Below are 21,499 nucleotides of genomic sequence, written 5' to 3' on the forward strand. Positions count from 1 at the left end.
TAGTTTATTGACTAATAAATTAGTTTACTATGCGTCATCATCTTTTATTCTCGCTTCGCAGCCTTTGGAGGTTTCGCTCCACTGCTTTTCTGCAAATCCTTGGTTTTGTAGTTGGCCTGGGTGCCCTGATACCCGTGCTGATGGTATTGTACTACCATATGCGCTTTGATAAGTTTCACGACAAGGCCGACAGGATTGTCAGGGTAAGCACCCGGGTGAGCCTGCCGGAATCAACCTCGATTTATGCCGCCACTTCCAAGTCGCTGGCGCCGCTGTTGAAAGAGCAAATGGCCGATGTGGAAGAGGTAGTCAGGTACCGATACATGCCCGCTTCCGTTACCCTGGGCGACCAAAACCTGGGGCAGAGCTACCCGCTTTTTGCTGACCAGGGCTTTTTTGATGTGTTTTCTGCGCAGGTTGTTGCCGGAGATATTGCAACAGCACTGCAAACGCCTGATGGATTGGTGATCAACCAAACAACGGCTGTAAGATTTTTTGGAGAGGACGACCCCATCGGACAGACAGTATCTCTTGAAACACCAGCCGGTAGCTTTTCGGCACAGGTAAAAGCTGTTATCAGGGACTACCCCGAAAATGTGTCTTTTACTTTCGACATGGCCACAAGCTATTCGCATGTCGAAAATGCCATGCGAGACAACCTCGGTGCTCTGGTGCCCGGCAATTTTACCTACCTGCTGATGAAGGCGAGAATTGATGAAGCCAGGCTTGCCGGGGAATTTGCTGCCATTACAGAAGAACATTTTCCAGAAGGAATGAGAGATGTAATGAGCCTGCTTCCGGTGGCCTTCACTGAAGTTCACTATACCAATGGCCACCAATTTGACTCCGGGAGAAAAGGAAGCAAGCTCAACGACCTGGCCCTGGGCGTGCTGGCGGTCTTTCTGCTGCTGGTGAGCATTGCCAACTATGTGAACCTGGCCACCGCCTTGCTGATGAGGCGATCCAAAGAGCTGGCCATTCGCAAAATCATTGGGGAGCCTGTTGGTCAGCAGTATGGTCAGCTGCTTGTAGAATCTGTTTGCATGCTGTCGCTGGTCATCCTTTTGATCAATATCCTCACGTTCTTTCTGGTGCCTGAAATTGAAGCCATGCTCAACATCACTTTGAGAACCGGACTCTTCACAGGCGTCAGCTACTACCTGTTCACTTTCTTTTTTGGTCTCGCCGTGGCAGGTGTTTCGAGCATTGTTCCGTTTTGGCTAGTGTCCAGCACAATTTCTGTCACCAACCTGAAGGGAGCAGCAGCTGGTCGCTCAAAATTGAGTCTTCGTTATGGTCTCCTGGGGCTTCAACTGATCGTTTCTGTACTTTTTGCAGTGATTGCCCTTGGCATGGATGAACAATTGCGGTTCATCAAAAATAAAGACCTTGGTTTCGACAAAGAACAGGTGGTAACGATGAGCATCACCGATCCTCAGGTAAATGCGAAGGCCGACGCCATCAAGCAGGCTTTTCTGCAGCAGTCGTATGTTAGCGCAGCTTCTATATCGCTCACTCCCATTACCGGCGACCATGTGCGGGCGCAGTTCAGGCTTGGAGCCGATAGCACCGGAGCCACCCCTATGATGAATGCCAACTATGTTGATGTGGATTTTGACGAGGTGTATGAGGTAAAGCTCGTGGCCGGGCGGTTTTTCTCCAAAGAGTTCGCCTCTGACATCGGCCGGGCGTTTGTGCTCAACAAAAAAGCCGTTGAGGCGTTCGGTTTTCAGTCTCCCCAGGCTGCCGTTGGCCAAACACTCTCCAAAGTGCTTGCTGACTCTCTGAACACAGGCACCATCATAGGGGTAATGGAAGACTATCACTTTCAGTCGCTTTACCAGGAGCTGGAGCCTATGATTTGGCAAATTGTGCCTGCATCTTCCCGCAACTTGCTTGCCGTGAAGCTGGAAAATGGCGATGTGGAGGAGCAAAAGAAAAAGCTAAGAGCCGTGTTGAGTGACCTTGGTGTTACGCAGGAGATCGAATTCACCTCGCTCACTGACGCCCTCGACATGGCCTACAGAGAAGACGACCGACTCTCTTTTTTCATCCGTGTCTCAGCTGGTGTCATTGTGCTTATTGCTTTGCTGGGAGTTTTTGGGCTGGCAGCGTTTATTTTGGAAACAAGGAGGAAGGAAATGGGTATCCGAAAGCTACTCGGGGCAGAATTGTGGCACATCATGGCCCAAATGGGGCGTCCGTTTGCCGGGGTATTGGCCGTTGGCCTTATGGTGGGTGCCCCTGTTTCGTATTATTTTTTGGGCAACTGGCTCAACTCATTTGCCTTTCATGTAAGCGCCTCCTGGTGGTATGTGCCAGCAGCTGCGATATTGATCGGTGCACTTATGGCAACATCAGTATATCGGCAGGTAACCAAAGCCGCAGCTACCAATCCGGCGGAAGTGCTGCGGGAAGAATAAAAGCGCTTAGTTGTCGTTGAACTGCGCCTTGATAGAATTCAACGCTTTGGTGAGGGAGTCTACCTGAGGCGGGAACTCGTTCCAGACAAAAGAGATGGAATTTTCAATGCCTCCCGATTTGATGCCCAGCCAGTAGTCGCAACCATCGTAGCAGCGGGCGCAGGATTCCAATTCCAGCACAGCGAATTCCTGAAGCGACACCAGACCGATCAGGTTTTCCCAGCCCTTTTGGGTAAACGCCTGTTCAATGATTTCTGTTTTTGGATCGCCAGCTCCCCAGGTGGTTCTCTTGTAGATGAGCTTATTGGGTGTTACAGCCAGGGAGTCCAAACATACGCCCGCACAAAGCCCACACGAAATGCCTGTTTTAATGTACTCACTTTCCGACTTTAGCTTCACAGAAAGAAGTTCTTCGTCCTCACTACCGCAGGCGATCAGGAGAATGCATGTGGCAACAAAAAGCAGAATGGCTCTCATAAGTTTGACTGTTTGGGTAGAAGACCCTTGATCAAAAGAGAAAGTTGTAACTCAGTGGTTGGGCTTTTTGCCAGAAACCAAATACATCAGCGCTCCGCCTGCAGAATGGAAGTCGTTGTTTTTGAGGGCTTCAAAGATCCTTTCTGAGTGGCCTTCGTATTTTTGATGGTACTCGTCGTAAAAGGACAGGTATTTATCACCGAACGCCTCAAAGTAAAAGAGATCCGAATTGTTCATGGCGTCGCCGGCGTTGCCTTTTTTCCAATGCTTGGTAGTGGCCATCTGCTCCTGCGTGTCGTAGGGGGGCACCATCACAATGGCCTTGTCGGACAAGCGAACGTCTATTTTTTCAAAGCCCTGCTTCGACAGCATGCCGGGCAGCAGGTCGCCAAGAGAGTTGTCGCCAAAGCCAAGTCTTTTCTTTCCCTGCTCCACAATCAGGGCGTACTTCACATGGTCAATCATCTCGTCGATTGAGGTGTTTTCCGACTCGGAAGTTCTCAGCAGGCTTTGAATCCTGTTGTTAGGCTCCACACACAGAATAGTGCCTCCGGGCTTCAGCACCCTCTTCATTTCCTCCACCGCTTTGGTGGGGTTGCCTACGTGGATCAGCACCGTTTGGCAGGTGACAATATCAAAGGACGCATCCTCAAACGGAAGGTTCATGGCATCGCCCTGATAGAGTTCGAACCAGGCGGCCTGGTCTTTAAAAAACCGTTTGAGCTCCGCCGATCCTTTTGCCCAGGTGGGGTCTTTGTCCACTCCCACCACATAGGCAGGCTTGCCGAGGTAGGGAGTAATGATCTTGCTCCAGTGGCACTGGCCACAGCCCACATCAAGCAGGGAGGTGTGTTTGCTCAGCTTGATTCTCTTGGCCATCAAATCGATAAAGCCCTTGTTCCACCAGAAATTCCGGTAGTCTGCAAATTGGTTTTCTGAATGAGGAGTTTTAATCGAGGACTCAGGCATTTTCAACGATAATCTTTAAAGACTGATAACTATTAAACAAGATGGCAGACCAACCTTGCCAGACTTTCTTAACAACAGACAATAAAAAAAGTGGTTCATTGTCTGAACCACTTTGTTAATTTCTTTAGGCGATTAATAGTTCTCAGTAATCAGAGTCACGGTTGCCACGGCCATAGCCGCCTCCGCCACCACCACGGTTGAAGCCTCCGCCACCACCGCCACCACGGTTGTAGCCTCCGCCTCCGCCACCACCACGATTGAATCCGCCGCCACCGCCGCTTCTTCTTTCGCCTTCTGGTTTCGGCTCTGACTTATTCACCACTATAGCTCTTCCTTTTACTTCGGCGCCATTTAATTCTTTGATCGCTTTCTGAGCAGCCTCATCATCCGGCATCTCAACAAAACCAAACCCTTTGCTTCTACCCGTGAATTTGTCTGTGATAATCTTTACAGAAGAAACCTCACCGTAGTCTTCGAAATAACCTTTTAATTCAGCCTCTTCAATACTGTAAGGGAGACTGCCAACGAAAATATTCATGCCTTATTAGTTAAATAAATTTTTATAAATGTAGCGGATTTAAAACGAAATACTAGTTTTTTGAAAACTTAATCTAAGTGCATGTATTTTGAAAAAATTCACTTAGAGGAAAATAGGCTACAAAATCAACAATATGTTACGGCCTTGTTGCCACCGGCAGGAGTTGATTCACCTTAGCTTTAAGGTCTCCCAAAAACCGGAAATCAGGGGTTTTTCAGGCTTCCTTTAGTTTTTTTAAAGCAACGGCATTCATGCAATACCTCAGGCCTGAAGGGGCAGGGCCGTCAGGAAACACATGGCCGAGGTGAGCGTCGCAGGTGTTGCAAACAGTTTCGATGCGGTACATCCCGTGGCTCTTATCGGCGATATAGGCGATGCTGTTTTCTTTCACAGGCTGAGTAAAAGACGGCCAGCCCGTGCCCGACTCAAACTTCTCAGCCGCATCGAACAGCAACGTGCCGCAGCAAACGCAGCCGTATTGGCCCGGCTCAAAAAGGCTGCACATGTCGGAGCTAAATGCCCGCTCTGTTCCTTTCAGCCGTGTTACCTGGTATTCCTCAGGCGTGAGCTTTGCCTTCCATTCGGCTTCCGTTAGTGTTACTTTTCTATCCGGTGCGGGGTTGCCATTTTTGGCGAAGCTTGTTATGTCTGTCCACTTGAGCATAGGAGGGTTCTTTTTGATGATTGAGTAACAGCGTTTGAGGGAGAATAGTTTTGAAGGTAAAAAAGCAAATTTAAATTTAATGAATCCCAAGAGCTGTCCCCTGACAGCCCTTCTCCGAGCGCTTTCAGGAGACAGGCCCAGGCTGCTAACTCGAGAATCTTACCCTTCTTTCTCTTTTTCTCTGGCAAAGCATATACCCAAACTTGTATATTTACTTTTGAACCGTTGTCTGAAACGCTAAACAAAAATTTCCCTGGTTATGAAAAAGACCCTTGCCTTTGTAGTAATAGTAGCACTTTCAATCACCTGCGCACTGGCGCAAAGCTGGCAAAAAGTGACACCAACTAATCAATGCACCAACCGCCACGAGAACTCACTCACCGCCATTGGCAACAAGCTGGTGCTGGTGGGAGGCAGGGGCGTGAAGCCCGTGGAGTCTTTTGATATAAAAACCAACACCTGGACGAAACATGTGGAGACGCCCCTGGAGATGAGCCATTTTCAGGCCATCAACTACAAAGGCGAAATGTGGGTAATAGGAGCGTTTACGGGCGGCTACCCTCATGAGGTGCCCATTCCCGATGTATATATTTTTAACATCGAAAAGAATGAATGGCGCAAAGGTCCGTCGATCCCCGAAGACCGTCGCCGGGGTGCAGCGGGGGCTTTCGTGTACAAAAACAAGATTTACATTATTTGCGGAGAAACAGATGGCCACTGGGACGGCACCAACGCCTGGTTTGATGAGTATGACCCAAAGACCGACAGATGGAGGAGGCTGGCCGATGCGCCTCATATCCGTGACCACGTGGGTGCGTCTGTGGTAGGCGACAAACTCTACCTGGCCGGGGGCCGTCGTTCGACAGCTAAAATCCAGCAGGTACTGAACCTCACAGAACCAGCAGTGGATGTGTATGACTTTAGAACAGGCAAATGGTCAACACTGAGCGAGGCGCAGAACCTGCCGACGAAAAGGGCAGGGGCTTCATCAGTGGTGTTGGGAAAAAAGGTGCTGATCATGGGGGGCGAAAGCGATGCTCAGGAAGAGTCGCATGCCAACGTGGAGGCTTTCAACACGCAAACCATGCAGTGGGAGATCCTGCCGATGCTCAACAAGGGTCGCCATGGCACTGGCGCTGTGAACGTAAAAGGCAAGGTCTACACCGTGGCCGGCTCCGGCAACCGTGGCGGTGGGCCCGAGCTGAATAGTATTGAGGTTTTTGAGTAGAAAGATTAAAGAGGTTACTCTAGCCCCAGAGAAAATCGTAACCTCTTTAATCTTTAAGAACGATTGGTTACTGACTAAAGAGGTTACATCGGCAGGGGAGGAGAGAGTAACCTCTTTAGTTCAAGGCGTTACATCTGCAGGGACGCAAAAAGAACCTCTTTAGTTTTTCACCAAAAAGCTCTTAAACGCAATCTTTTGGCGTTTCCAGGTGTAGGTAACGGCCACGGTGTCGCCGTACTGGATGATGGCGGGGTAGGAGAACTCCTCCTCTTCCGTGCCTTTGTCAATATCGACGATGGTGGGCCAGGTGAGGCCGTTGTCGGTAGAAACACCGAGCGATAGCGGAGACCGGGAGCCCCAGTTGCCCGAGGTGTTATTGAAGGCCAGGGCCAGCATGCCGCCGGGTAGCTTCACCACGTCGATGCCGCTGTTGGGGTTGGGCAGCGAGGTCTTGTACACCGGTGACCAGGTAACACCGCCGTCTTCAGAATCGCTGCGGCAGATGGCACCAGCCGAGCTCCTTAGCAACATGTGGACTTTGTCCGGAGCAGACTCCCATAGCGTGGGCTGGATGATGCCTTCGCCTTCAATGGCTGTTCTGTCCAGGGGTAGAAACTCCGATTTAGTCCATGTTTTTCCGTTGTCGGTGCTGCGGTCCACAAAGGCATCCCATACCTTGTTGGTTTCCTTGGAGGAGCCCGACAGCAGTGAGCCGTCTGCTAATGTGATGGGTTTGTTTCTTACCGGGCCCCGGCCTCCCTTGTCGCCTGCTACCAGTTCGGCAGGGGCTGACCAGGTGGCACCATTGTCGGTGGTGCGGATCCACCAGGTTTCCCAGTTGTCGATGGTTTTGCCTACTTTAAAATAGAGGATGATATCGCCGGAGGCTTCTTTGAAAAGCACAGGGTTCCAGTGGGCATCTTCACGAATTTTGGCCACCTCAACGGGTCTTGAGAAGTTGCCTGCGTTGCCTTTGGTGAGCCAAATGCCCACATCATCGTGCTTTTCGTGGGTGCCGCCAAACCAAGCTACGAGGAAGTTGCCGTCGTTGGTGCGAACGAGGGTGGAGGCGTGGGCCTGGGCGAAGTCACGGTCGTCGCCGAAAACGAAGTCGGAGGTGAGGGGCGTGACGGTGGGTTTGGGTTGTTGTCGCACCGTTTGTTTTGTTTTTGGCTTACAGGAGCCTATGAAGATCAAAATTGTTATGATGATACTTGCAGTTTGAATGTTTTTATTAAAAATTATGCTCATAAGGTTCGAATTAAGTTGCGGCCATCTGGATTAGCTTTGTGCTATAAAATAGCCTCGGTTGTCGAAAGTTGCTTTTCGTCCTCAAGCCGGACGGGCTGTTACTTTTTCTTGACAAAAAGTAACCAAAAGTCAACGAAAAATTAACGCACTGGCCAATTACACGCACCCGGCCGCCATTTTTCGCCCTCCCTCCTGGTTGGGCGCTGCTCGAATCAGAAACCTCGCTAATAAAAAGATGGCATTAACGGGGTATCGAATTCTAAATTAGGATCACATCGCCTTTGAGCCCACTAGTTTGTAGGCTTTGCCGTCTGTTTTCGTGAAAATGTATAGTTCGCCGTCGCCGTCGGTGCCCAATCGTAAATCCACTTTTTTGCAGTCGCAAATGTCTTTGAAGTTCACCGGCTTGCCATTCATGCTCACCTGCCACTTTTTGATCGTTGCCTGCTGGCCAAGTTTCAGGTCGGCGATGTTGACATAGGCCAACCAGCCCTGCACAATGTCGCCAAACACATATTTCCCTTTCAGCTCAAGCACATCCGATCCCAGGTACTCGAAGCCACCCAGGATGGCATTGCCCTCGTCGTGGTCGTACTGTGCCACCGGGTAGGTGATGGGGTCGTTAGGCCCAATGGTATTGGCGAATACTTTGTACATATCGTCGTAGGGATCGATCACGAAGGTTCCTTCTCTGTAAGGCCAGCCATAGTTACGCCCCGGCTGAATCATGTAAAGAGACTCAATGCTATGATGACCAACGTTAGAAGCCAGCATTTCACCCGACTGAAGCCAGGTAAGTCTATGAGGATTTCTGAAGCCCTTGGCATAAATCTCTTTTACTGTGTTGGGATTGGCATCACTCACAAAGGGATTGGAAGCTGGTATGCCATAGTTTCCATTTTTGCTGTTGGTGCCTGCAGGATCAATCCGGAAGATAGAGCCCCAGGCTGTTTGCAGGTTATCGATAAGGAAGGCGTATCCGTTTTCGGCCGCACCACCATCACCCAGGCCAACGTAAAGAAGGCCATAATCAGCATCGCCCTTTTTTACCAGTGGGTTGAAGCGGATGTCCTGCATGCCATGAATTTGCGTCACCATATTGATGCGGAACAGCTCACGGTGACTGGTAGAAGTGAATGGGGCTTTGGCGGCAGGATCGGTTGTCCATTCTGTTAGAATCCATTGTAGCTTCACCGGAATAGAATCAGCATAGGCAAAGTCGGCGGATTTGGTGCCTGCGGGCTCGGTGTGGGTGGTGTAGAGCAGGCCGTTTGTGCTGAACTCAGGATGGAAGGCAAAGCTGCCGAACCCGGTGGCCAGGCCGGGCTGCCTGATGAAGTTTGGCATTAGCTCAGCCATGTCCATGTACAACTTTGGTTGTCCGTTCACCATTTCATACAACCTGCCATTCAAATCCACCACGAAGCTCCTTTTGGTACCGGGCAGCTGATCCATTTTGGTCATCCTGTTGATCGGCTGCTTGTCGCTTGATGCAGGGAGCCCTGTTATTTCCTTCATAGCTACTACTATGTCCGATGTTTGGATAGTGTCGGGGATAGGGTTTTTCAGGGCTTCTCCTTTGTCAGTGCCTCCACCAAATACGGGTGCTTCTTTCGTATTGATATAAGCAATTACCTGGTCAATCTGCTCATCTGATAAGTATGAAAAGGAGGGCATGTAGGAATTAAATTTCTTAAACAACATCACAGCCCTTTCGTCGCCCGAGTCAATCATTTGCTGAGGGTTTTTCACAAAGTTTTTGATCCAGTCAGCCGATACTTCTTTGGTGAGTCCTCCCAGCTGCGGCCCAATGCCTGCCTGCATAAAATTATGACAAGCCCCGCAGGTCATGTCAAATGTGGCCTGACCGGCTGCAATCACTGCTTCGTCGGTAGAAATATTGTTGTTGTCGTTTTTTGTTTCACCACCGCAGGAAGTGACTACCAGCAAGATCAAAAGCAGATAGCTTAGGCTCAGAAGGGAGGTTGTTTTCATTAGTAAAATAGTTTTTAGGCAAGTATGTGTAGTATCAAATAAATAATGCGGGTCTATATTAGTCAAAGATCAGCAAAGTGGAAAAGGAATGGTTGGTCAATGGGGCAGGCGGTTTCTTTGTTTGGTTGACTTACCACTATGACGAAATTTCCTTCATTGTCACCTACCAATTAGTAACTTTGTGTCAATATATTTCAAGCGACGCCCCATGAGTAACAAGGAATCAAAATTTTATGCGATCACCAAGATGAAATGCCCCCGGTGCCATGAAGGTGACTTGTTCCCCGGGAGCAACCATTTCAGCTTTTCGAAGTTCACTCATATGTACAAGACATGCCAGGTATGCAACCAGTCTTTTGAGCCTGAGCCTGGTTATTATTTTGGGGCCATGTTTGTCAGCTATGGCATCAACTCAGTCATTTTTGTAGCTGTTTGGGCAATCCTTGCTTTGATAGTGGAAGAGGTGACACTTACGATGATGATGGTGGCCATTGTCACGATCGTTGTGGGGCTGCTGCCATTCAACTACCGCTTTTCCAGAAGCATCTGGATCAACATGATGGTGAAGTACAAAGGAACCAGTTTAAAAAAGGATTAGCGTATTATCCATTCTTGAAAAGATTGAAGTTCAGGAGCCCTGATCCGTCATCTGACTCAGCTTTTTCTTCTCTGCGCTTCTGTCGTTCCTTTTTCCGCTTTCTCTTTTCCCGGGCTTTTTGCCTTTTCTTTTTCGTGTCTTTGGCGATGATGTAATGAGCAGAGAGGCCCGTTGAAAAAGTGAACCAATCAGAGTGATTGACTTCATAGGCGGGTTTGATGTCGGCTGAAATGACAATCGGTAGCCCCGGGAGCTTCATTTCAGCGCCGAGTATGGCGTCGTAGCCATAATAGTTTCCCTGTTCTTTTTGTTCTCCCAAATGCAAGCCGGCTCCGGTGTATATATTGAAGCCTTTGCCAATCAAAGGAAAATGTTGTTCAATGAGCAACGTACTGCTGTACTGGCTGGGGTAGGCTGCGAAAATGCCTTCGAGTGTTGTTTTAGCAAATAGCTTCTGCTTTGCCGTGATGCCATAGTGCTCGTTGCCAAAGCGGACGCCGAGGGCAGTGGAGTATTTCTGTGCCTGGACTGAAACAGCCAGAAAAAGCAATGGGATAAATATTTTAGACATGGCTAGCTTTAACTTTTAACTGAACGACTTATTGGATCAGTTATTTTCTTACTGCCATGGTGTGTGCCATTATCTTGCCAATTAGCGCAGTTGTTTGATTATTTCTTCTAAAAGCTTTTGAATTTCTTTTTGTGAAGCTTCAATCGCTTCCGTGACTTCGGTGCTGGCACCACCCACTTCCATGTCTTTCACGCTGCCAAGTGCCTTCACGTACCAGTCGGCCCAGGCGCTGAGGATTTGAGTTTCTTCAGATGCACTGGCTCCGTCCTTTACGGCTTGCTTGCTCAACTCAGCTTCGGCATTCAGCCTGTTGGTGGCCGCATTCTTTATTTCGCTGATGATGGACAGAGCAGTTTGATGATCAGCGTTGACCAGGGTGAAAGCAGAGGCAAGAGCAGCGGTGGCCACATTCTTCTCGGTTGCTTTAGATACTTTGTCCAGCCGGTCGTTGTCGGTGTGGTAAAACTGGTCAGTGAAATGCCAAAGCAGCAAACCCGGGATGTTGGCTTCCAGAAAAGGCACGTGATCGCTGCCGCCTTCGAATGGGTTGTAGCTCACTTGCCAGTTGGCCTGAGTGCCTTGTTCCAAAAATCGATTCAATATGAAGTCGTTAAAATAGTGGGGTTTCATGTCGGCCAGGGTCACGTCGCCAGCTCCCCATTCGGTATGCTTGTCGTTGCCCCGTGTCCAGATGGCGCTGGGGTCGGGCATTTTTTCAATCAGGAACGAGCCTCCTGTCACCGCTGTGTTTTCTCCCACCATGTCGAGGCTGATGCCCCATTTGATGTTGGCCGCCCTCGCTGCATCCTCCTCAATATAGCGACGGGTGGATACTATTTCGTCGCCCCACAGAAACGTGATGGTTCTTTTCGGTTCAAATTTGTTCTCCTTCACCAGTTTTGCCGTTACAGCAGCCATTTCCACCTGGGTGCCTGTGCCTGAAGCGTTGTCGTTGGCACCAGGCTCCTGCACATGGGCGCTGAATACCAGTCTTTCATCGGGCACTTGCGAGCCTCTCACATTGGCCACCACTGTAAGCTCTTCGGAAGGATAAATCTTTGTTTCAATCTTCACGTTCAGCTCCACCTTTCCCTTAGCCATAGCATTCTTCAGCTTCTCTCTTGCCTCCCACGACAAAGCCACACACCAGGCATCTTTGCCTTCCTGATAAAGGATGCTCCTGAACTGAATAGACGTCACGTTTTTCTCGGGCTGGAGGTAATCCGGGTTGTTGTACGTAAGCAAAGCCAGGGCGCCACCTTTTTGAACGGCCTGTTCGAATGCCTGCCGGGGATTGGCATCTGCCAGGGCAATTTTTCCTTTTAAGCTTCCGGCTGCTATTCCCTCAATATCTTCAACAAAAACGACCTCTCCGCCAATGCCAGCCTGGGGAGTGCTTGTGGAGTAGACAGGGAGCATGTTTCTATTGGTGGAGAAGCTAAGCAGTGGGCTGACATCGCCTTTGATGGATACTTCTCCATCCACTGGTTCCCAGGTGGGTTTGGATAATGCCCTTTTCTCGATACGGTAAACAAGCCTGTTGTCCTTTGTGGCGTTTTCTTCCGGCACATAGCCTGCTCTCTGCAATTCAGACACAATTCGGTAGATGCTGGAGTCGAAGCCTGTATTGCCAGCCAGTCGCCAGAATTGTTCCACGTAGGCAGTGGTTTCGTAAGCCAGGTCGCCGGTTACTTCCGGTCTTACCATGTCAAAATAGGCTGCTGAAGGATTTGGCGGCTCTGCGGTTGGTTGAGCGCAACTCAGTAAAACGAAGGTGAGCGGGAGCAGGGCAATGTTTTTCATGATCAAAGGTAAAAAATGGGAGTAGATATTAAACAAATGTTAGTTGCCATTCCAGGCTCCGTCGAAATTTCAATCAATTTCATTAAATTTGATTTATGGAAATGAAAGTAAAAATACCCTTTCAGCAGCTTCTCAGAGCAGTGCGGACATTGACCCCGGCAGAAAAATCCAAGTTGAGGGATGAGCTCAAGGAGGATATGGTGGAAAAAGATGACAAGTCATCATTTGTCGAGATGTTAATTGATGGGCCTGTCTTTTCAAAAGAAGAAATCAAAGTGATTGAATCCAACAGAAAAAGCATTGCAGCATGGCGGACAAAAGGCTAATGCTGGATTCTACAATCCTGATAGACTATTTTCGCAAGACGAACAAGAGCAATTCTCGTCTTGTCAATCATTTCAAATTATACGATCGGCTTTACATCTCCAGTGTAACCGAGTTTGAAGTAATTAATGGCGCTTCACCGGATCATACAGCATTCTGGGATCGCATGCTAGAGCGAATCACGATCCTTGAATTTGACAGCAAAGCGGCCCGAATGGCGGCCGAAATCGTAAAACAACTGAAGCACCTGCGCAAAAGCATTGACAAGCCCGACCTGTTTATTGCAGCCACTGCAATTGTTCATCAACTCACTTTGGATACGTCAAACAAGAAGCATTTTGTTCACATCCCGAATCTTGACTTACTTTCAGATTGATTTTAGGCGTGTGGGATCGGACTTGAAAAACCGAAACACCACACCCATATCAAAGCAAAGAGATTTGAAGAATTAGTCGCTTAGAAGTAATTCCTTCCACCACCAACCCGAGTCTTTCACTGTGCGTTGTTGCGTTTCGTAGTCGACATGCACAAGCCCGAAGCGGGGCTCGTAGCCTTCGCTCCATTCGAAGTTGTCGGTGAGGGTCCACACAAAATAACCGTCAACGTCAACGCCTTCTTTTTTGGCACGGAGCACTTGCAGCAGGTATTCTTCGAAGAATTTGATGCGGCGGTGGTCGTTCACTGCCCCATTGTTGACCTGGTCGGGCAGGCAAACGCCATTTTCCGTCACCACTAGTTTTTTGATACCCTCGTAGCTGCCAAAGCGCTTGAGCATGTGGTAAATGCCTTCCGGGAAAATTTCGAAATTCATCGAGTTCATTTCTACATTCCGCTTCGTGGCAGGCACTTCTTTGGCAAAGAGGCCAAGCGAAAACAGGGAGTATTTTGAAACGATGCGGAAGTAATTCTGAATGCCGATAAAGTCGAATTCGAACGGGAGCTTTTCCTCATCACCGGCCTTCATGAATTTTTCTATCCGTTTGAGGATAGGAACAGCCTTTGTTGGGTAACCAAGTCCCAACCCTGGCTCCACATACAGTCTGTTGAAAACGGCGTCCATCCGGTTGGCGGCTTCCACATTCCAGGGCAGTTTGTCTATGGGGTCAACATGGGAGCAGGAATACGTAGTGCCTATGTTGGCATGAGGCACATTGTAGCGAACAATTCGCCCGCCCTCGGCCTGGCACATCGTTGTGTGATGCGCTGCACTAAGGAACGAGTCCAGTCCTTTTACGCCAGGGGCGTGATAGCCAGCCATGTAACCCAGCCCGGTGAAAGCCATGGGCTCGTTGAGTACCATCCAGTTTTGTGCTTTGTCGCCATATTGTCTGGTCACCAGATCAACATATTCGGTGAACCACCCAATAATATCCCGGTTGGCCCAACCGCCATGGTCTTGCAGTGCCTGCGGTAAGTCCCAGTGATAGAGTGTGATCCACGGAGTGATGCCATTTTCCAGGCAGTAGTCAATCACCCGGTGGTAGAAGTCGACACCTTTGCTGTTGACGTGGCCAGTGCCGCTGGGAAGCAACCTTGGCCAGGCAATTGAAAACCTGAAGGAGTCGAACCCCATCAGTTTCACCAGGTCAATGTCTTGTTCGTAGCGATGGTAAAAGTCGGTGGCTACCTTGGCATGGTCACCTGTTTTGATTTTGCCTTTGGTGTGGGTAAACCGATCCCAAACCGACTCGCCTTTGCCATCTTTGTTCCAGGCACCCTCAGTTTGGAAAGCGGCGGTGGCTACTCCCCATGTGAAGTCATTGCCAAAATCAACCCGGCTGAAGGGGCGGATGTCTTCCAAAAGCTCATGATTGCCGCTTGTTTTTGTTGTGCCCTTATTTAGCATTCTCGTGGGTCGACTTGGCTACGCTTTATATTGTTCGGTTTTCCTGAAGCAAACGGCAAAGATAAGGAGGATTATGAAGGCCAAAAATATGGAGGTGGTAAACCTGTTGATCCAGCTAAAATAATCGACAACAGAAAGTGCCAAAAGAATGCCAGGGAGGAAAAGAATGAGTGAGAGCATTTTTGAAAGTGAACCTTTTTGGATAAGAAGTGTACCGAGCCAGGCAAACACGGCGGCCAGCAGCCCCCACTTTGCCCAGGTGAATAGTGGTAGAAAATTAATGTAGGGGCTAAAGCTCATTCCGCCTTCCATGTACCCGGAGGTAATGCGAAGCATCATGATGTTTTCCAACAGGTCGCTGCTGAATATGACAAGCCCTGCCCAGGCCATGCTCTTTACCAGAGGCTGGTTGGAGACAACGCCGAGTTTGTAGATGAAAAATGCCAGAAAAGAGCTGTAAACGGCCATAAAAACGAAGTCGAAATAATTTACTCTGTCCAGCCCCAAAATTTCTTCTTTGTCCAATACTTCCAGTGTGTTAACCACATCCGATGACGAATGCACAAATTCGAGGGCTATAATCAGGCTTTTGTAGGGCTGTAGAGCCTTTTCGTTGGGCAGCGAAACACTCCTCATGAGTCCGAGGCAAACGACCAACGGTAAAATAAAAAGCCCAAGACTGCGAAGAGGATAGTTGGGATTATTGATCATTGAATTAATTTAGCGCACTTAAGATTTGAGGAACTCAAAGCTGATCTACAATATAAGCCATCTGTGGTTTAGTAGATGTAATTCAAACTAAACATTTAGATTTGTTCAAATAATCCGATAAATTCAAGCCTTCTAGATAAGACCAAAAACTAATAACTATGAAAAACCTGAAATCACTTCTTTTGCTTGCAGTAATTCCGTTCGTTGTTTCCTGTAGCTCAGGCGACAAAAAGGCTGCATCTGCTGAAGAAGCCACTAAGGAAACCGCCGTTGACAAAGTTGAAAAAGAATTTAACTACCCCATTCCTACCTCTTTCGAAGTAACTAAAATGCTTCAGGATGCGCAGGCAGGATTTGTGTTGGGAATAACCAATGATGCTGAAAATGCTGATCAGTATGTTACTGCATATAGCAAGGCAGTGAATCTGGGCGTTTATGGTGCCGATTTGAGCTACGCCAGTACTTACAACCGTCAGCAAGAGACAATGGATTTTCTTAACGCTTCCAGAAAGCTGATCCAAAGCCTCAATATCTCCTCTGGCTTTAGCATGGAAATGGCTCGCCGGGTGGAGAACAATCTTCAAAACAAGGACTCACTGATCAATATTATCACTGAGGCTTTCTACGACACCTACACTTTCCTTAACCGCAGCTCACAAGAAAGAACTTCGCTTCTAGTGCTTGCTGGTAGTGTGGTGGAAGGATTGTATATCTCATCGAACCTGGTTATCAGCAGTGGCTATGACCAAAAGCTGTTGGATGTTATCGCTGGCCAAAAGTCGCAAGTGTCGAAGCTGGTTGACTTACTTGGCGAATTTTCTGATGACGAGAATGTGCAAAAGGTGCTTCCAGCTCTTCAGGGAATCAAAGAAGCGTATAGCAAGGTAGGCGATAAGCTGACAGCTGAGCAATTTGATGACTTGCAGGTAGCCATCGAATCAATCCGTACGCAGATAGTTACACCATAATTTAATTGCTTGAGTTAGTTCCTATTCCCCGGCTATGACCGAGTCGATTGTAAATGCATTAATGCATCTGTTCGCCATCATTGAGAGTGTCAAAGAGGACGATCAGTTTGACTCGGTTCAATTAGTGATTAAGCCTTATCTTAACAGGAGCCTGAACAACGAGGAGCTAACTCAAGCATATCTTGACCTCTACAATAATTACCTCTCTTTTCACAGAAGCCAACCCCGCACAGGCGACGAGGAAGCACTTCTGGCCACTGACGTAGAGAGTATTTTGCAGGTTACCAAAATCTGCAATCAGCTCAATCAGGAGCTTCTTCAGCATGAACGTATCATTGTATTTCTCCAGCTTCTGGAGCTCATTTTTGCCGACGGAAAAGTAACCGACCGGGAAGAACAGTTTGTTATGCTGGTGGGTATGAACTTCAGCATACCCAGCAAAGAAGTAAATGACATCAAGGCTTTTGTGCTTAACAAAGATGGCAAGGGCATGGACACCCAGCGGGGGCTGGTGATCGACAACCGTGCCACCGAATGGTCGGATGACATAGCCTGGATGATGAAAAAGAAGAAAGTGGCCGGGGCTACCGAGTTTCATCACATGCGGGTGGAAAACATGTTTGGGAAGATACTCGTGCTTCATATTGCAAGTATCAACACCTTCTTTTTCCGGTACGACGGCCCCCTCAACCTTTATGTAGAGAGCAACAAAATTGTCAAAAGTAAGTCGTATCAGCTCAAGCCCGGGTCAATAATCAAAGGCAAGACGATCAAGCCGATTTACGAAACTGAAATCACCAAAAAGTTTCTTGAAGACCATAAGCGGGGGCACATTGTCCTGACCGGGAGGAACCTCACCTTCCAATTCAAAAACAGCGACAATGGCATCCATCCCTTCAATTTTTCGGAAGAGTCGGGCACGCTGGTGGGCGTAATGGGTGGCAGTGGCGTGGGGAAGTCGACATTGCTGAACCTGCTGAATGGCAAAATTGAACCGACTGAGGGGAGAGTGACTCTGAACGGCTTTAGCATGGAAAATGCCGCCCGTTATGGAATGATAGGCTTTGTGCCACAGGACGATCTGTTGTTTGAGGAGCTCACAGTGTACCAAAACCTTTTCTTCAATGCGCAGATGTGCTTCAGCGAGTTTAGCAAGGAGCAGCTTGAGGAAACTGTTGACAAAGTGCTCCACGAGCTCGACTTGTATGAGATCAGAGACCTTCGGGTCGGCGATCCTTTGAACAAATCTATTTCAGGTGGGCAACGAAAAAGACTGAACATTGCCCTTGAGCTGCTGCGTGAACCAGCCTTGTTGTATGTGGATGAGCCAACCTCCGGCCTTTCCTCTATGGACTCTGAGAAGGTGATGTGGCTGCTTAAAGACCTGACCCGCAAGGGCAAGCTTGTTATTGTGATCATTCACCAGCCTTCGTCGGACATTTACAAGTTGTTTGATAAGCTCTGGATGCTGGACAGGGGCGGTTACCCCATCTACAATGGCAACCCTATTGATGCTGTTGTTTATTTCAAAAGCGAGAGTACGCAGGTAAATGCCACCGAAAGCGAGTGCCCGCATTGTGGCAACGTGATTCCCGAGCAGATTCTTCAGATCGTTGAAACGAAAACCATTGATGACGACGGGCGCCCTACGGCCGAAAGAAAAATCAAACCAAGCGATTGGTTTCATAAGTACAAAGAGAAGATTGAGCCGTTTGTTCCTCAGCTGCGTCACGACACGTCCATTCCCAAGTCCAATTTCAGGCTGCCCAGCTCACTCAAGCAGTTTTTGATTTATAGTAAGCGGAACGTGCTGTCGAAGGTGGCTAATAAGCAGTATATCCTTATCAACTTGTTGGAGGCACCTGTGCTGGCATTTATTCTTGGTTATTTTTCTAAGTACTCAAGCGGACTTGAGTATAACCTGGCGGAGAACAAGAACCTGCCGGTGTATCTCTTTATGGCGGTGGTGGTTTCCTTGTTTATTGGGATGTCGGTGAGTGCAGAGGAGATTTTCAAAGACCGAAAAATTATTGAACGGGAGTCGTTTCTCAACCTTAGCCGGTTCAGTTATATCAATTCCAAGGTGAGCTTTCTATTCACACTGTCGGCTTTTCAAATGCTGACATTTGTGGTTATAGGTAATTTTATCCTGGAAATCCATGGCCTTTCTCTCTACTACTGGCTGCTGCTTTTCTCTACGGCTTGCTTTGCCAACCTGGTGGGGCTTACCATATCGTCCGCTTTTAACTCGGTGATCACCATTTACATTTTGATTCCCTTCATTTTGGTGCCGCAGCTGCTGCTGGGAGGGGCCATGATCAAGTTCGATGACCTTCACAAGTCGCTTACGAACAGGGTCTATGTGCCATTTATCGGCGATGTGATGGCGTCACGATGGGCTTATGAGGCCATTGCGGTGGCACAGTTCAAGGAGAATGCCTATGAGAAGCATTTCTTTGAAGCGGAGAAAAAGATCAGTGCCGCTTCGTTCAATATCTCATTTAAAATTCCAGAACTAGAGGTCATCACCAACTCTCTGATGCAGGATGAGAACAAGGAATCAGAGAGTTTTGAGGCAAGGCTCGATATCCTCCGAAACGAACTGGACAGGCTGGGGAAAAAGGCAGAGATGCAGCCTTTTACGTTTGCTAATAACCTGACACCGAAGAGCTTTACACAAAATATTGGGAAAAATGTATTGAGTTACCTCGAATCGCTGACTAGGGCATTCACCGTTAAAATGGAAGATGCCGCCAATGAACAAGAAGGGATTTACAATGGATTGTCCCGAAGGATCGGAAAGGATGAGATTTTGGTTCTCAAAAAATCATCCTTCAACGAGGCACTGTCTGATATTTTATTGAACAGGAATGAAATTAAGGTACTCTATTATGGAGCCGACCAGCTGATTCAAAAGAAGGATCCCGTATTAATGGAGCCTGAGTCCAACCTGGGAAGAGCACATTTTTATGCTCCCGTGAAAATCTTTTTAGGCTACCGCATTGATACCTTCTGGTTCAACCTCATGGTACTGTGGTGCATGACCGGGCTGCTTTACGTGCTCCTGGTTAAAGATTTCTTTGGCAGGGCAATGAAAGGCGTATGGCGCACAAGGCTGCGCAAGGAATAGCCTAGCTTAACTCTTCAATGAGGTGTGTTTGCCCCAAAAAGGTGACCTTTTCCCCCTTCTTTTTTCCAAAAAACGCCTGCCCCAGTGGTGAGCCCGGTGAAATCACAAAGTAGTCTTTCCCATCGAGTGATACTTTGCCCAGGCTGGCAGCAAAGTAATAGTGCCCAAGCGACGTTTTGACCATGCTTCCCAACTGGACAGCGCCGGGCGTTTTGGATGGATCAATAGATTTTAATACTTGCAACAGCTTTTGGGCTTCGCCTGCTTGTGTTGCATTTTTCTCAATTTCCTGCTGCATCATGGCCCTCCCGGTTTCATACTTGTCGCCTGCACTGCTTTTCGTTTCTGAATTGGCAGCCTCCCTGGCCTCGGCAATAGCACTATTGGCGGTATCAATCCTTGACTTCACATGATCAATGCACGTTTGCAAAAGCTGTTGTTTGACTTCCATAGAGCGAAGGAAAAGTATTGATTTCAGATATTTTTTAAGGGAGAACTCAAATGTAAATAGAATTAAACATTTTTAAACTTTGGATTGCTCATTACCTTTGGTTTGGCGATTAGTATCAGACTATGAATAAAACCCTTATAAGATTCACATTCACCGCTCTTATTTTTTTAGGGCTAAACATAAAAACGTTTGGCCAGGGGTATGATATAAAAATAACTGTGGAAGGTATGCAGGACAGCGTGGCCTACCTGGGCTATGTGTTCGGCGATCAACGGTTTCTGACTGATACCACCCGGGCGACTGCTCCCGGCGTGTATCGTTTTACAGGAGCGAAGGAGCTGCCTACAGGGATCTACTTTCTTTACACCCCTAATTACTTTCTGGAGTTGATAGTGAAGGAGCAGAAGTTCAGCCTGAAGACTACCAAAGAGGGAGCCTTCCGAACCATGGAGGTGACATCATCGCCGGAGAACTTTGTGTTCAAAGAATTTCAATTGGGAATGGTGGAGCTTCAAACCCAGAAGCAAGCCATAAGAAAGAAGCTGGAGCAGGCTTCCACAGCAGCCGACTCTTCGGCTATTTTTGAAGAAGACAAGCAGGTAAATGAAAAACTGAATGACTTCAGGCAAAACCTCATTGCCAAGTATCCCGAATCGTTTGTAGCCAAGTTTGTACGCCTGATGGCATTGCCCGATGTGCCTGGCATACCTGAGTATAGCGAAGTGACCGATGACCTGGAAAGGGGCAGGTTGAAATACGAGTACTACAAAAGGAAGTATTTTGAAAGCATCGATTTTGATGATTCGGGACTGCTCAGGACGCCCGTATTGAAGTCGCCGGTTATCCATTTTCTCGACAAAGTGGTGATTCAGCATCCTGACACTATCAATGTGTATGTAGACAAAATAATGACCAAAGTGCTTGATCAGCCCGATGCGTTCAGGTTTTGGCTGGTTACGCTGTTTAAAAAATACCAGGAGTCTAAAATCATGGGCATGGACGGTGTGATGGTGAACCTGGCAAAAAAGTATTACCTGACCGATAAGGCAGACTGGCTGAGCAATGAAGACAAAGAAAAACTTGCTGAGGAAGTGGAGTTTGTGAGCCCCAACCTTGTTGGTAAGCAGGCTCCCACTCTTCAATTGCTGGATACCTTGCTATCACCGATCAACCTGAGTCAGGTAAAGGCCGAGTTCACCATTCTCTTTTTTTATGACCCAAACTGTGGGCACTGCAAGAAGTCAACGCCGGTGCTTTTGGAAGAATACCATCGACTGAAAGACAGTGGAGTGGAAGTGATGGGCATCTGCATATCGACCGATATTGAGGAGTGGCGCCGGTTTGTATATGAGTATGAGCTCGATTGGATCAATGGCGCTGATCCTTACTTCAGAAGCAATATGCGCCGGGACTACAATGTAAGAACCACTCCGCAGGTTTATATACTCGATAAAAATAAAAAGATCATTGCTAAGAAGCTGGAGGTAGAACAGCTGGCAGGGTTTATTGAGCAATATCGGGCTGTGCAGCGCCCTGCTGGGGAGGATTAAAT

Annotated in this window: 19 protein-coding genes; 8 read left to right on the plus strand and 11 right to left on the minus strand. The window is 48.1% G+C overall.

The window, feature by feature from the left end:
- Window positions 1-29: 29 nt before the first annotated feature.
- Complete coding sequence (locus tag RT717_RS00740; protein ID WP_317489833.1) at window positions 30-2,423, plus strand: ABC transporter permease; 2,394 nt, start codon at window positions 30-32, stop codon at window positions 2,421-2,423.
- Between the two features lie 6 nt (window positions 2,424-2,429).
- Here the strand turns inward: RT717_RS00740 and RT717_RS00745 are convergent, their stop codons facing one another.
- From RT717_RS00745 to msrB, 4 genes are all read right to left on the minus strand, one after another.
- The gene (locus tag RT717_RS00745; RefSeq protein WP_317489834.1) at window positions 2,430-2,900 is read right to left on the minus strand and encodes a hypothetical protein; all 471 of its coding nucleotides are present in this window, start codon (window positions 2,898-2,900) and stop codon (window positions 2,430-2,432) included.
- A gap of 51 nt (window positions 2,901-2,951) precedes the next feature.
- Window positions 2,952-3,869, minus strand: coding sequence for a class I SAM-dependent methyltransferase (locus tag RT717_RS00750; RefSeq protein WP_317489835.1), 918 nt, complete (start codon window positions 3,867-3,869; stop codon window positions 2,952-2,954).
- A 142-nt stretch (window positions 3,870-4,011) separates the two neighbouring features.
- Window positions 4,012-4,407 carry an RNA recognition motif domain-containing protein gene (locus tag RT717_RS00755; RefSeq protein ID WP_317489836.1) on the minus strand — a complete coding sequence of 132 codons (396 nt, stop codon included), beginning with the start codon at window positions 4,405-4,407 and terminating at the stop codon, window positions 4,012-4,014.
- Between the two features lie 214 nt (window positions 4,408-4,621).
- Entirely contained in the window at window positions 4,622-5,071 is a 450-nt protein-coding gene (msrB, locus tag RT717_RS00760) for a peptide-methionine (R)-S-oxide reductase MsrB (protein WP_317489837.1), read from the minus strand.
- A gap of 259 nt (window positions 5,072-5,330) precedes the next feature.
- Between msrB and RT717_RS00765 the strand changes: the two genes are divergently transcribed.
- Complete coding sequence (locus RT717_RS00765) at window positions 5,331-6,299, plus strand: Kelch repeat-containing protein (protein ID WP_317489838.1); 969 nt, start codon at window positions 5,331-5,333, stop codon at window positions 6,297-6,299.
- Window positions 6,300-6,458: 159 nt separating this feature from the next.
- Here RT717_RS00765 and RT717_RS00770 read toward each other — a convergent pair whose 3' ends face one another.
- Complete coding sequence (locus tag RT717_RS00770; protein WP_317489839.1) at window positions 6,459-7,454, minus strand: sialidase family protein; 996 nt, start codon at window positions 7,452-7,454, stop codon at window positions 6,459-6,461.
- A 366-nt stretch (window positions 7,455-7,820) separates the two neighbouring features.
- A complete protein-coding gene (locus RT717_RS00775) occupies window positions 7,821-9,545 on the minus strand; it encodes a PQQ-dependent sugar dehydrogenase (RefSeq protein ID WP_317489840.1) in 1,725 nt (574 codons plus the stop codon).
- A 208-nt stretch (window positions 9,546-9,753) separates the two neighbouring features.
- On the opposite strand from RT717_RS00775, the gene RT717_RS00780 reads away from it, so the two are divergent.
- A complete protein-coding gene (locus tag RT717_RS00780; RefSeq protein WP_317489841.1) occupies window positions 9,754-10,143 on the plus strand; it encodes a DUF983 domain-containing protein in 390 nt (129 codons plus the stop codon).
- Window positions 10,144-10,147: 4 nt separating this feature from the next.
- Here RT717_RS00780 and RT717_RS00785 read toward each other — a convergent pair whose 3' ends face one another.
- Both RT717_RS00785 and RT717_RS00790 read right to left on the minus strand, forming a co-directional pair.
- Window positions 10,148-10,714, minus strand: a complete 567-nt coding sequence (locus RT717_RS00785) for a hypothetical protein (RefSeq protein ID WP_317489842.1) — start codon at window positions 10,712-10,714, stop codon at window positions 10,148-10,150.
- Window positions 10,715-10,795: 81 nt separating this feature from the next.
- Complete coding sequence (locus RT717_RS00790; protein WP_317489843.1) at window positions 10,796-12,517, minus strand: M28 family peptidase; 1,722 nt, start codon at window positions 12,515-12,517, stop codon at window positions 10,796-10,798.
- A 95-nt stretch (window positions 12,518-12,612) separates the two neighbouring features.
- Here RT717_RS00790 and RT717_RS00795 point away from each other — a divergent pair, with 95 nt between their 5' ends.
- Both RT717_RS00795 and RT717_RS00800 read left to right on the plus strand, forming a co-directional pair.
- Window positions 12,613-12,843 carry a hypothetical protein gene (locus RT717_RS00795; protein WP_317489844.1) on the plus strand — a complete coding sequence of 77 codons (231 nt, stop codon included), beginning with the start codon at window positions 12,613-12,615 and terminating at the stop codon, window positions 12,841-12,843.
- On the plus strand, window positions 12,825-13,217 hold the full coding sequence (locus RT717_RS00800; protein ID WP_151997191.1) for a type II toxin-antitoxin system VapC family toxin: 393 nt from the start codon (window positions 12,825-12,827) through the stop codon (window positions 13,215-13,217). The genes RT717_RS00795 and RT717_RS00800 overlap by 19 nt, the downstream gene beginning before the upstream one ends.
- Before the next feature lie 72 nt (window positions 13,218-13,289).
- On the opposite strand, the gene RT717_RS00805 is transcribed toward RT717_RS00800, so the two are convergent.
- Window positions 13,290-14,687 carry a GH1 family beta-glucosidase gene (locus tag RT717_RS00805; protein WP_317489845.1) on the minus strand — a complete coding sequence of 466 codons (1,398 nt, stop codon included), beginning with the start codon at window positions 14,685-14,687 and terminating at the stop codon, window positions 13,290-13,292.
- Window positions 14,688-14,705: 18 nt separating this feature from the next.
- Window positions 14,706-15,398, minus strand: a complete 693-nt coding sequence (locus tag RT717_RS00810) for a hypothetical protein (protein WP_317489846.1) — start codon at window positions 15,396-15,398, stop codon at window positions 14,706-14,708.
- Window positions 15,399-15,556: 158 nt separating this feature from the next.
- Between RT717_RS00810 and RT717_RS00815 the strand changes: the two genes are divergently transcribed.
- Complete coding sequence (locus RT717_RS00815) at window positions 15,557-16,366, plus strand: hypothetical protein (RefSeq protein WP_317489847.1); 810 nt, start codon at window positions 15,557-15,559, stop codon at window positions 16,364-16,366.
- 34 nt (window positions 16,367-16,400) lie between these two features.
- On the plus strand, window positions 16,401-19,496 hold the full coding sequence (locus tag RT717_RS00820) for an ATP-binding cassette domain-containing protein (RefSeq protein ID WP_317489848.1): 3,096 nt from the start codon (window positions 16,401-16,403) through the stop codon (window positions 19,494-19,496).
- 1 nt (window position 19,497) lies between these two features.
- Here the strand turns inward: RT717_RS00820 and RT717_RS00825 are convergent, their stop codons facing one another.
- Window positions 19,498-19,947 (minus strand): 3-oxoacyl-ACP synthase, encoded by a 450-nt coding sequence (locus RT717_RS00825; protein ID WP_317489849.1) that lies wholly within the window; start codon window positions 19,945-19,947, stop codon window positions 19,498-19,500.
- A 122-nt stretch (window positions 19,948-20,069) separates the two neighbouring features.
- On the opposite strand from RT717_RS00825, the gene RT717_RS00830 reads away from it, so the two are divergent.
- Window positions 20,070-21,497, plus strand: coding sequence for a redoxin domain-containing protein (locus RT717_RS00830; RefSeq protein ID WP_317489850.1), 1,428 nt, complete (start codon window positions 20,070-20,072; stop codon window positions 21,495-21,497).
- Window positions 21,498-21,499: the final 2 nt, after the last annotated feature.

Source organism: Imperialibacter roseus (genome assembly GCF_032999765.1).
In the GTDB taxonomy this organism is placed as follows: Bacteria; Bacteroidota; Bacteroidia; order Cytophagales; family Cyclobacteriaceae; genus Imperialibacter; species Imperialibacter roseus.

What these genes read in the sequence shown, in the direction of transcription:
- RT717_RS00740 (WP_317489833.1), top strand. Translation starts at nt 30, where the DNA reads ATGCGTCATCATCTTTTATTCTCGCTTCGCAGCCTTTGGAGGTTTCGC.
- RT717_RS00745 (WP_317489834.1), bottom strand. Translation starts at nt 2,900, where the DNA reads ATGAGAGCCATTCTGCTTTTTGTTGCCACATGCATTCTCCTGATCGCC.
- RT717_RS00750 (WP_317489835.1), bottom strand. Translation starts at nt 3,869, where the DNA reads ATGCCTGAGTCCTCGATTAAAACTCCTCATTCAGAAAACCAATTTGCA.
- RT717_RS00755 (WP_317489836.1), bottom strand. Translation starts at nt 4,407, where the DNA reads ATGAATATTTTCGTTGGCAGTCTCCCTTACAGTATTGAAGAGGCTGAA.
- msrB (WP_317489837.1), bottom strand. Translation starts at nt 5,071, where the DNA reads ATGCTCAAGTGGACAGACATAACAAGCTTCGCCAAAAATGGCAACCCC.
- RT717_RS00765 (WP_317489838.1), top strand. Translation starts at nt 5,331, where the DNA reads ATGAAAAAGACCCTTGCCTTTGTAGTAATAGTAGCACTTTCAATCACC.
- RT717_RS00775 (WP_317489840.1), bottom strand. Translation starts at nt 9,545, where the DNA reads ATGAAAACAACCTCCCTTCTGAGCCTAAGCTATCTGCTTTTGATCTTG.
- RT717_RS00780 (WP_317489841.1), top strand. Translation starts at nt 9,754, where the DNA reads ATGAGTAACAAGGAATCAAAATTTTATGCGATCACCAAGATGAAATGC.
- RT717_RS00785 (WP_317489842.1), bottom strand. Translation starts at nt 10,714, where the DNA reads ATGTCTAAAATATTTATCCCATTGCTTTTTCTGGCTGTTTCAGTCCAG.
- RT717_RS00790 (WP_317489843.1), bottom strand. Translation starts at nt 12,517, where the DNA reads ATGAAAAACATTGCCCTGCTCCCGCTCACCTTCGTTTTACTGAGTTGC.
- RT717_RS00795 (WP_317489844.1), top strand. Translation starts at nt 12,613, where the DNA reads ATGGAAATGAAAGTAAAAATACCCTTTCAGCAGCTTCTCAGAGCAGTG.
- RT717_RS00800 (WP_151997191.1), top strand. Translation starts at nt 12,825, where the DNA reads ATGGCGGACAAAAGGCTAATGCTGGATTCTACAATCCTGATAGACTAT.
- RT717_RS00805 (WP_317489845.1), bottom strand. Translation starts at nt 14,687, where the DNA reads ATGCTAAATAAGGGCACAACAAAAACAAGCGGCAATCATGAGCTTTTG.
- RT717_RS00810 (WP_317489846.1), bottom strand. Translation starts at nt 15,398, where the DNA reads ATGATCAATAATCCCAACTATCCTCTTCGCAGTCTTGGGCTTTTTATT.
- RT717_RS00815 (WP_317489847.1), top strand. Translation starts at nt 15,557, where the DNA reads ATGAAAAACCTGAAATCACTTCTTTTGCTTGCAGTAATTCCGTTCGTT.
- RT717_RS00820 (WP_317489848.1), top strand. Translation starts at nt 16,401, where the DNA reads ATGACCGAGTCGATTGTAAATGCATTAATGCATCTGTTCGCCATCATT.
- RT717_RS00825 (WP_317489849.1), bottom strand. Translation starts at nt 19,947, where the DNA reads ATGGAAGTCAAACAACAGCTTTTGCAAACGTGCATTGATCATGTGAAG.
- RT717_RS00830 (WP_317489850.1), top strand. Translation starts at nt 20,070, where the DNA reads ATGAATAAAACCCTTATAAGATTCACATTCACCGCTCTTATTTTTTTA.